We start from the raw sequence: 10,011 nt of genomic DNA on the forward strand, positions 1-10,011 counted from the left end.
TTTATCTCTGATAGTGTATATTGACGCCTTATTCGCAATCCGGAATAAATTCTCTTTATTCCGGATTGGGGATAAATTGCGTTTATCTGATTTCGGGAATAAAATAGCGGCTTGAGTTCCCCCTGAGAGGAACATGCCAGCCATGGCAGATATCATCCGCACCCCCCAACAGCTGGGCAACCTCATCCGGAGACAAAGGCGGAAGCTTGGCCTCACGCAGGCGGCTCTGGGTGTCAGGACAGGTCAGCGGCAAAGCATGATCTCTCAGATCGAGCAAGGCTATCCCAGCCTCCGCCTGGATACGCTCATCGACCTTCTGGCCGCTCTCGATCTGGACCTTCAGGCTGCGCCTCGCGACCGATCCACCGTCGACGACGCCATCGCCCGAATGCTTCTTGGCGGGAACGACGATTGATGGCACGGCGAAAAACCTATGCCGACCTCCATGTTTATCTGAACGGATACCCTGTCGGCCGTCTGTCAAAACAGCTGAACGGCGCCGTGGTTTTTACCTACGATCCGGCCTGGGCAGACCGGCCGGATGCGATCCCGGTGTCACTCTCCCTGCCACTCCGCCCTGAACCGCACCGCGGTCCGGAAGTCGCCGCATTCTTCGACAATCTGTTGCCCGATCAGCCGGCCATCAGGCGGCGTGTCGCCGAACGGATCGGCGCACCAGGCACGGACGCTTACGGCCTGCTCTCCAGGATCGGCCGGGACTGCGTCGGTGCGCTCCAGTTCCTCGACGACGACACACCTCCCTCATCGCTCGACAGAATCGAGGGAGAACCGGTCTCGGACGACGACATCGCCACCATGCTCAAGAACCTGGGACAGATCCCGCTCGGTCTGCAGGGGGATGACGATTTTCGGATCTCCATTGCCGGCGCGCAGGAGAAGACGGCGCTTCTGTTCCACGAGGGGCAATGGCTGAAACCGACAGGAACCACACCCACCACGCATATCCTGAAGACACAGATCGGCCATCTGCCCAACGGCATAGATCTGTCGAACAGCGTCGAGAACGAGTTCTATTGCCTGAATCTCGCCCAGGCCTTCGGACTGGATGTCAATCACGCTGAGATGATGGTCTTTTCAGGGACCAAGGCACTGGTCGTCAGGCGTTTCGATCGCAAGCGGCTCAACAATGGCTGGCTCATCCGGCTGCCGCAGGAAGATTTCTGCCAGCTCACCGGCACGCCCCCGACCCTCAAATACCAGAGCGAAGGCGGCCCCGGAATCGTCGACATCCTGGATGCCCTGAAGGGCAGCGACGATCCGGGCCGGGATCATCGTGATTTTCTGATGGCCCAGATGCTGTTCTGGATCATCGGTGCGACCGATGGTCATGCGAAGAATTTCAGCGTGTTTCTCGCGCCCGGCGGGCGGTTCAGGATGACCCCGCTCTACGACATCCTGACCGCACAGCCCAGCCTCGACCACAGGCAGGGTGAGCGCAGACAGATGAAGCTCGCCATGTCGGTCGGGCAGAACCGTCATTATCGCCTGGATCAGATCCAGCCCCGCCACTTCGCTCAGACGGCAGAAAAAGCAGGCATCCCGCCTCTGATCTTCAAGACCGCCCTGCAGCAGCTGGTCGAGCGGGGCGGCAGCGCCTTCGACGCCGCGGCCGCCGGACTGCCGGAAGACTTCCCCCCGGATATCCACGACAGTGTCCTGCGTGCCGCCAGACCGCGGCTCGATGCCTGCGCCAGTTTTCTCGATCAGTTGTCCTGACGATCGAGACGGGGCAAGAGCTCACCCCATCTCCACGCCTCACCCCATCTCCACGCCTCACCCCATCTCCACGATTTTCCGCCGGAATCGTGCAAGGGCGATCGCGAAGATCGCAAACCCGATCCCCGCCAGAATGGCCAGCGTCGGCCAGACCACGTCCAGGCCGGCACCGCGATAGAGCACGGCCTGCGAGAACGCCACGAAATGGGTGGCGGGGGAGAGCATCATCACCTTCTGCAGCCAGACCGGCATGCTCTCGAGCGGTGTGGACGAGCCCGAGAGCAGGGTCATGGTGACGATCACCGGGATGACCAGCAGGCCGAATTGCGGCATCGACCGCGCGATGGTGGCCAGCAGAATGCCGAGCGCCGTCACCGAGAACTGATAGAGCACCGCCCCCGCCGTATAGAGCAGCAGCGAGCCGTGGATCGGCACCGCCAGCACCCCCTGGACCATGCCGATCAGCGACAGCACCGAGGCGACGACGATCACCGAGCCGTTGGCCCAGATCTTGGCGGCCATGATCTCGGCCGGACGGACCGGCATCACCAGCAGATGCTCGATCGTGCCGTGCTCACGCTCGCGGATCAGCGCGGCCCCGGCCAGGATCACCGACAGCATGGTGACGTTGTTGATCACCTGCATCACCGCGTTGAACCAGACCGACGACAGATTGGGGTTGAAGCGCGACCGCACGACCAGATCGATCGGCAGATCGCCCGTCATACCGTCGTCGCGCCCGGCCGCGGCCGAGATCTCGCGCGCGATGATCGACTGGAGATAGGCGGCGCCGTTGCCGGCCTGGGTCATGGCGGTGGCGTCGATGTCGAGCAGCAGCGTCGCATCCCGGCCGCGCAGCAGATCGGCTTCGAAGCCCGAGGGAATGTGCAGCACGAAGACCGCATCGCCGGAATCGAGCGCCGCATCGGCCTCGGGCGCCGTCAGCTCGACCACCGAGGCGAATTGCGGCGGCAGCACCGCATCGCGCAGCCGGAGCGACAGCGCCGAGCGGTCGTCGTCGACCACCGCCACCGCCGCATTGCTGACCTCGAAATTGGCGCCGCTCGCCACCGCATAGATCGCATAGGTGAAGGTATAAAGGATCAGGAAGACCAGCACCGGGTCGGCGGCAAGGCTGCGCAGCTCCTTCACGCCCAGGCGGAAGATGTTGGCGAGACGCATCGGCTCAACGCTCCTGCTTGGGCAGCACCCATTGGGCCGCGATCAGGAAGAGCAGTGCAAAACCGGCCAGCGCCAGATGGTTGTGCCAGAGATCCGCAAAACCCAGGCTCTTGGTGAAGGTGCCGATGCTGATCTGCTGGAACCAGGCCGCCGGAAAGGCGAGGCCCAGCACCCGGCCGCCCCCGGTGAGCGCCGAAACCGGGGTCAGCAGGCCCGAGAAGTTCACCGCCGGGATCATGCAGACGATGGCGGTGGCGAACAGCGCCGCAAGCTGGCTCTTCATGAAGGCCGAGACCAGCAGGCCGAAGGCGGTCGTGGCTGCCACATAAAGCAGGGCCCCCGTCAGCAGCGCCAGCCCCGATCCCTTCACCTCCAGCCCGAAGACCAGGCCGGCGACGATCGACAAGACCAGGAAGCTCAGCGCCGCGATACCGAAATAGGGCAGCTGCTTGCCGGCCAGGAACTCGAAGCGGGTGACCGGCGTCGCGCGGAAATTGGCGATCGACCCGGTCTCCTTCTCGCGCACCACCCCCACTGCGGTCATCATCGCCGGGATCAGCACCAGCATCAGCATGATCACGCCTGGCACGATCGCCTCGACGCTGCGGAAGGCCTGGTTGTAGCGGAAACGGGTCTCGACCGTGACCGCAGGCGTCGTCGAAACCGGCAGAGACGAGGCCTCGCGCATTTCCTCCAGATGGCGCTGCGCCACACCCTGGACATAGGCGCGGGTGGTCTCGGCCCGGAACGGCATGGCGCCGTCCAGCACCACCCCGACTTCGGGCACCCGACCCCGGGTCAGATCGCGGCCGAAATCGGCCGGGATTTCGATCGCGAGCTTCAGCTCACCGGCCTGAAGCCGCCGGTCCATCTCGGCCGGACTGTGGATGGGCGCGCGTTCCTCGAAATAGCGCGAGCCGGCGAAGGCCTCGATCAGCGACCGGCTTTCCGTCGACTGATCCTGGTCATAGACCGCATAGGGCAGATCCTCGACGTCGAACGAGATGCCGAAGCCGAAGGTCAGCATCAGGATCACCGGACCCAGCAGCGCGAAGGCCAGCCGGATCGGATCGCGGGCAAGCTCCATCGTCTCACGCCGGGCATAGGCCCAGAGCCGGCGCAGATCCCGGCGCCTGGGCGGCCGGGCCTGCGTCGCCGATGCGGGCTCCATGACCGGGGCCTCGGGCGCCACCGCGCCGGTCGGGGTTCCTTCGGCCGGCCCCCCGTCGGTCGCCGCCTGAAGCCGCGCGACGAAGGCCTCCTCGAGGCTGCCGCCGGGATCCTCTGCCGCCAGATCCGCAGGCGTGCCCACCGCCAGCACCCGGCCGGCATGCATCAGCGAGATGCGGTCGCAGCGCGCCGCCTCGTTCATGAAATGGGTGGAGATGAAGATCGTCACACCGCGCTCGCGCGCCAGCACCCCCAGATAGGCCCAGAAGCGGTCGCGGGCGACAGGGTCCACGCCCGAGGTCGGCTCGTCCAGGATCAGGATGTCGGGCTCGTGCAGCACGGCGGCCGCCAGCTGCAGCCGCTGACGGATGCCGAGCGGCAGCGCATCCGAGATCTGGTCCGCCACCCCGGCCAGATCCAGCTCGGCCATCATCGCGGCCATCCGCTCGCTGGTCCGGGTGTCGTCCAGCCCGTAGAGCCGGGCGTGCAGATCCAGATTCTGGCGCACGGTCAGCTCGCCATAGAGCGAGAAGGCCTGCGACATGTAGCCAACCCGGCGGCGGGTCTCGATATCCCCGGCATCGAGCGGCCGCCCGAACAGAAGCGCCGCCCCTTCGGCCGGGGGCAGCAGGCCGGTCAGCATCTTCATGGTCGTGGTCTTGCCGCAACCGTTCGAGCCCAGAAAACCGAAAATCTCGCCGCGACCGATGGCGAAATCCACCGCATCCACCGCGGTGAAGTCGCCAAAGCGGCAGGTCAGGCCACGGGCCTCGATCGAGGGCGGCCCGTCGCCGTCGGGGGCCCGCGGCGGGATCACTGGCGCCTGATGGTCGCGGCGCCGCGCCTCGGGCAGCAGGCGGATGAAGGCCCGCTCCAGATCCGCCTCGCCGGTCCGGGCCCGCAGCTCGGCCGGTGTGCCGGCGGCAATAACCTGACCGCCATCCATCGCAACCAGGCGGTCGAAGCGCGCCGCCTCTTCCATATAGGCGGTGGCAACCAGCACCCCCATGGCCGGACGACGGGCACGGATGCGATCGATCAGGGTCCAGAACTGGCGGCGTGACAGCGGGTCGACGCCGGTGGTCGGCTCGTCAAGGATCAGCAGATCGGGATCGTGGATCAGGGCGCAGCACAGACCCAGCTTCTGTTTCATGCCGCCCGACAGCTTGCCCGCCGGCCGGTCCGGAAAGGGGGCCAGCCCCGTGGCCTCCAGCAGTTCGGCGATCCGCGCCCGACGTTCCGCCTTGCCCTGGCCGAACAGCCGCCCGAAGAAATCGACATTCTCGAACACGCTGAGCGTGGGATAAAGATTGCGGCCCAGCCCCTGGGGCATGTAGGCGATGCGTGGTGCCACCAGCCGACGATGCGCCGGATCGGCCATGTCGCCGCCCAGCACCTCCACCCGCCCGGCCTGGATACGCCGGACGCCGGCGATCAGCGACAGCAGGGTCGACTTGCCGACGCCGTCGGGGCCGATCAGCCCCAGCGTGCCACCGGCGGTCATCTCCAGATCGACCCGGTCGAGCGCCGTCACCTTCCCGAAGCGATGGGTGACGCCGCCCAGCACCGCCATCGGGCCCGGTGCGACGGTGGCGGTCACGGCAGTTTCACCGCCAGCTCCGCCGGCCATGGGGCGGCGGGATCGACCCGAACCACGGCGGTGCCGCGGACACCGGTCTTCACCCGATCGGCATGGGCGGCGAGCAGATCCGCCGGGATGCGCAGCTTCACCCGGAACATCAGCGTGTCGCGCTCGTCGCGGGTTTCCACCGATTTGGGCGTGAACTGCGCCTCGCCGGCGACGAAGGAAACGGCGGCCGGCACGACATATTCCGGAATCGGATCCAGTATAAGCCGCGCCTCGGCGCCCGTGGCGAGACGACCGGCATCGCGGGCCGGCAGGAAGATCGTCATCTGAACATCGGTGAGGTCGAGCAGGGTGGCGATGCGTCCGCCCGCCGCCAGCACCTCGCCCGGCACCGCCAGGCGGTACTGGATGCGGCCCGCCCGCGGTGCGGTCAGCACGGTATCGTCCAGAACGGCGCGGGTCTGGGCAACCTGGGCCGCCGCCGCATCAATGGCCGCCGCCGCCTGATCGACGGCCGCCATCGCGGCCGCTTCCGCCGCCTGGGCGGTCGCGACCTGCATCCGGCGCTGGTCGACGCCTTCGCGTGTGAAATGACCGCGCGCGGCAAGCGTCTCGCCACGTGAAAGCTCCGCACGGGCATAGACCAGTTCACTCCGCCGGTAGGCGAGCTGGGCCTCGGCCTCGGCCTTTGCCTGGATGGCCCGGCGATGCTCGGCCTCTGCCGCCGCCAGCTGGGCGCGGATCTGAACGTCATCCAGCCGGGCGACCATCTGGCCGGCCTCGACCATGTCGCCTTCCTCGACCGTGATATCGGCCAGCCGGCCGGCGATCTTGGTGGCGATGTCGATCTGCTCGGCCTCGATCCGGCCATTGGTGCGGGCAAACCCCTCGGGCAGGGTATCGCGGGTGACGGAGCGCCAGTAGATGGCACCCGCTCCCGCGGCGACGGCGGCAATGATCACGATTGCCATCCAGCGTCCGATACGCATGGCCTTCCGGACCTCCGAACTTGCGCATGGCCTTGAGTGGTCGCCGGTCTCCGCCCGCAGACCATCGTCATGCGTGTGTCACTGGCACCCGACATGCTGTGCGGCGATCATGTCATTCCCTGGCCCGTGACGGAACAGGCTTGTTTTCGCATGCGCGAAAGCCGAACACATTGACATGGATCATGGGTGCCTGCGGCAAGGCAGGCGATGATGCGCTGCAATAGCGGACCACGCGCCCCGACCGCAGGCCCCGGGGGATCTTCGAGGAGAGCCGGATCGATGAATGCCGACGCCCGCCGCCACCCCACCGTCGAGACGCCCGCAGCGCCGGCCACAGCACCCGCGGAACATCCGGTGCCCGCCCATCACCCGCTGCATCACAAGACCCCCGACCCGACCCCGCCGGCCGCCGCCGAACCCTGCGTCGAAGAGCCGGGAGAGATGGCCGGTGCCGCGGTGCGCGAGGCGGTGGACCGCGCCGTACATGCCGCCATGGCGCGGGTGACGGGCGGCCTGTCGCCGGCCTCGCTCACCGATGCCTGGGCGGATTGGGCGGTCCATCTGGCGAGCGCGCCGGGCAAGCGGGCCGAGCTGGTCGAAAAGGCGATGCGCAAGGCCGCCCGCCTGGGCAGCTACATGGCCCATCGGGCAGGGTTCGCCGATGGCGACACCCCCCTGCCCGGCCTTCCCTTCCCCTCCGCCTATCTGGCCGGCGCGGCGGATGCGGCGGAAGCCGAAGGCGTGCCCCACGCAAAGCTGCCCGCCTGCATCGAGCCCCTGCCCCAGGACAACCGCTTCCGGGGCGATGCCTGGAAGCAATGGCCCTTCGACGTGCTCTACCAGGGTTTTCTGCTGAACCAGCAGTGGTGGTACAATGCCACCACCGGCGTGCGCGGCGTCACCCCGGCGCATGAAAAGGTGATGGAGTTCACCGCCCGGCAGATGCTGGACGTGTTCTCACCATCCAACAACCCGCTGACCAATCCCGAGGTGATCAATCGCACCATCGAGGAAGGTGGGGCCAATTTCGTCCGGGGCGCCCTGCACTTCTGGGACGACATGTGGCGGACGGTCACCGGCACCGGCCCTGCCGGCACCGAAGATTTCGCCGTCGGCCGCAATATGGGCATGACGCCGGGCGAGGTGGTGTTCCGCAACCACCTGATCGAGCTGATCCGCTACACGCCCACCACCGACAGCGTGCATCCGGAACCGGTGCTGATCGTGCCGGCCTGGATCATGAAGTACTACATCCTGGACCTGGAGCCCGGCAAATCGCTCGCCGAATATCTGGTCGCCCAGGGCTTCACCGTGTTCATGATCTCGTGGCGCAATCCCGGCCCCGCCGACCGGGATATCGGCTTCGACGACTACCGGATGAAAGGCGTGATGGCGGCGATCGATGCGGTGGAGGCCATTGCCGGGCCGTACCCCATCCATGCCACCGGCTATTGCCTGGGCGGCACCCTGCTGACCATCGCCGCCGCCACCATGGCCCGCGACGGCGATGAGCGGCTGGGATCGGTCACCCTCTTCGCCGCCCAGGCGGATTTCACCGAGGCGGGCGAGCTGACCCTGTTCATCGACGAGGCCCAGGTCACCTTCCTTGAAGACATGATGTGGGCCCAGGGCTTCCTCGACACCACGCAGATGGCCGGCGCCTTCCAGCTGCTGCGCTCCAACGACCTGATCTGGTCGCGGATGGTGCATGACTACATGATGGGCCAGCGCACGCCGATGAACGCGTTGATGGCCTGGAATGCCGATGCCACCCGCATGCCCTATCGGATGCATTCCGAATATCTGCGCCGGCTGTTCCTCGAAAACCAGTTCGCCACCGGCCGCTTCGAGGTCGAGGGCCAGCCGATCAGCCTTTCGGACATCCGCGCGCCGATCTTCGCGGTCGGGACGGAGCGCGACCATGTCGCCCCCTGGGTCTCGGCCTACAAAATCCACCTGCTGGCCGACACCGAGGTCACCTTCGTCCTCACCGGCGGCGGCCACAATGCCGGCATCGTCTCCGAGCCCGGCCACAAGGGCCGCAAATTCCGGATCATGACCACCCCCGCCGACGGCTTCTACAAGGCGCCCGATGCCTGGGTGGCGGCCGCAGAAATCCGCGACGGCTCGTGGTGGCCGGCCTGGACCGACTGGCTCCACGCCCATTCCTCGACCCCCGTCACCCCGCCGCCGATGTCCGCCCCGGACAAGGGCTATCCGGCGCTGGGTGCGGCACCGGGGAGCTATGTGTTCCAGAAGTGAACCTGCCGCCCTTCCCTTGACCTCTCCCCCACCCGCGCGCGATCATCCGGCTTTCGCGATCCCCTCCCCCGCAACGCTTCGAGGATGGCGATGTCGGATGACGTGCGCCCGGCGGGCGTTGCCGGTGCCCTGGCCGCGCGCGGCTTCGGACCGGCGGATTATGGCTGCCTGATCCTGCTCGCCGCGCTGTGGGGCGGATCCTTCATGCTGATCAAGACCGCCCTGCCGACCATGGGGCCGTTCACCATCGTGGTCAGCCGGCTGGCGCTTGGGGCCGCGGCGCTTTATGCGGTGCTGAAGCTTCGGGGGCTGCGCCTGCCGGCCCGGGCGGTCGACTGGCTGCCCTTCGTGGTGTTCGGCGCGATCGGCAATCTCGCCCCCTTCACGCTGATCGCCTGGGGGCAGCAGCATGTGCCCTCGGCGGTGGCGGCGATCCTGATGGCGGCGATGCCGCTGTTCACCCTGGTGTTGGCGCGGGTCGCCAAACCAGCGGAAAACCCGATCACCGCCGGGCGGGTGGCGGGCATTGCGCTCGGCTTTTCCGGGGTGGTCGTGCTGGTCGGCCCCTCGGCCCTGACCGAGGCCGGCGGCGGGATCGGGGAACTTGCGATCCTGGGCGCCGCCCTCTGCTATGCCGTGGCTTCGCTCTATGCCGAGCGGGTGCGCCATGTGCCGCCGCTGGTTTCGGCGACGGCGACCCTGACCTCGGGCGCCGTGCTGGCCCTGCCGGTCGCCGCCATCCTGGAACAGCCCTGGACCCAGGCGCCGGCACTGGAGGCGATGGCCGCAGTCACCCTGCTCGGCATCGCCTGCACCGGCCTTGCCTATCTGCTGTTCTACCGGCTGATGGCGCGCGGCGGGGCCGTGCTGGTGGCGCTCAACAACTACCTCATCCCCGCCTTCGGCGTGATGTGGGGCATTCTGCTGCTGGGGGAACAGCCCAGCCTGAACGCCTTCCTGGCGTTGGGGCTGATCATGTTGGCGATCACCGTCGCCAATCGCCGCAGACGCTGAGCGCCCCCCCCCCCCCCCCCCCCCCCCCCCCCCCCCCCCCCCCCCCCCCCCCCCCCCCCCCCCCCCCCC

General features: G+C 67.4%; 7 protein-coding genes. 4 read left to right on the plus strand and 3 right to left on the minus strand.

The features are described 5' to 3' along the window. Nucleotides 1–142 precede the first annotated feature (142 nt). Nucleotides 143–415, plus strand: a complete 273-nt coding sequence (locus CMO28_RS07045; protein ID WP_041605087.1) for a helix-turn-helix domain-containing protein — start codon at nt 143–145, stop codon at nt 413–415. Then, nucleotides 415–1,737 carry a type II toxin-antitoxin system HipA family toxin gene (locus CMO28_RS07050; protein ID WP_296711640.1) on the plus strand — a complete coding sequence of 441 codons (1,323 nt, stop codon included), beginning with the start codon at nt 415–417 and terminating at the stop codon, nt 1,735–1,737. Before CMO28_RS07045 ends, CMO28_RS07050 begins: the two co-directional genes overlap by 1 nt. A gap of 57 nt (nt 1,738–1,794) precedes the next feature. On the opposite strand, the gene CMO28_RS07055 is transcribed toward CMO28_RS07050, so the two are convergent. From CMO28_RS07055 to CMO28_RS07065, 3 genes are read right to left on the minus strand one after another with little or no spacing between them, the layout of a single operon-like run. Next, nucleotides 1,795–2,919, minus strand: coding sequence for an ABC transporter permease (locus CMO28_RS07055; RefSeq protein WP_296711643.1), 1,125 nt, complete (start codon nt 2,917–2,919; stop codon nt 1,795–1,797). 4 nt (nt 2,920–2,923) lie between these two features. Then, on the minus strand, nt 2,924–5,662 hold the full coding sequence (gene rbbA / locus CMO28_RS07060; protein ID WP_296711663.1) for a ribosome-associated ATPase/putative transporter RbbA: 2,739 nt from the start codon (nt 5,660–5,662) through the stop codon (nt 2,924–2,926). Nucleotides 5,663–5,685: 23 nt separating this feature from the next. Continuing rightward, nucleotides 5,686–6,666, minus strand: coding sequence for an HlyD family secretion protein (locus CMO28_RS07065; RefSeq protein ID WP_296711646.1), 981 nt, complete (start codon nt 6,664–6,666; stop codon nt 5,686–5,688). 279 nt (nt 6,667–6,945) lie between these two features. Here CMO28_RS07065 and CMO28_RS07070 point away from each other — a divergent pair, with 279 nt between their 5' ends. Both CMO28_RS07070 and CMO28_RS07075 read left to right on the plus strand, forming a co-directional pair. Then, a complete protein-coding gene (locus CMO28_RS07070; RefSeq protein WP_296711649.1) occupies nt 6,946–8,928 on the plus strand; it encodes a PHA/PHB synthase family protein in 1,983 nt (660 codons plus the stop codon). Nucleotides 8,929–9,018: 90 nt separating this feature from the next. Beyond that, a complete protein-coding gene (locus CMO28_RS07075; protein WP_296711651.1) occupies nt 9,019–9,942 on the plus strand; it encodes a DMT family transporter in 924 nt (307 codons plus the stop codon). Nucleotides 9,943–10,011: the final 69 nt, after the last annotated feature.

Source organism: Tistrella sp. (genome assembly GCF_002684955.1).
Taxonomy (GTDB): Bacteria; Pseudomonadota; Alphaproteobacteria; order Tistrellales; family Tistrellaceae; genus Tistrella; species Tistrella mobilis.

What these genes read in the sequence shown, in the direction of transcription:
- CMO28_RS07045 (WP_041605087.1), top strand. Translation starts at nt 143, where the DNA reads ATGGCAGATATCATCCGCACCCCCCAACAGCTGGGCAACCTCATCCGG.
- CMO28_RS07050 (WP_296711640.1), top strand. Translation starts at nt 415, where the DNA reads ATGGCACGGCGAAAAACCTATGCCGACCTCCATGTTTATCTGAACGGA.
- CMO28_RS07055 (WP_296711643.1), bottom strand. Translation starts at nt 2,919, where the DNA reads ATGCGTCTCGCCAACATCTTCCGCCTGGGCGTGAAGGAGCTGCGCAGC.
- rbbA (WP_296711663.1), bottom strand. Translation starts at nt 5,662, where the DNA reads ATGGCGGTGCTGGGCGGCGTCACCCATCGCTTCGGGAAGGTGACGGCG.
- CMO28_RS07065 (WP_296711646.1), bottom strand. Translation starts at nt 6,666, where the DNA reads ATGCGTATCGGACGCTGGATGGCAATCGTGATCATTGCCGCCGTCGCC.
- CMO28_RS07070 (WP_296711649.1), top strand. Translation starts at nt 6,946, where the DNA reads ATGAATGCCGACGCCCGCCGCCACCCCACCGTCGAGACGCCCGCAGCG.
- CMO28_RS07075 (WP_296711651.1), top strand. Translation starts at nt 9,019, where the DNA reads ATGTCGGATGACGTGCGCCCGGCGGGCGTTGCCGGTGCCCTGGCCGCG.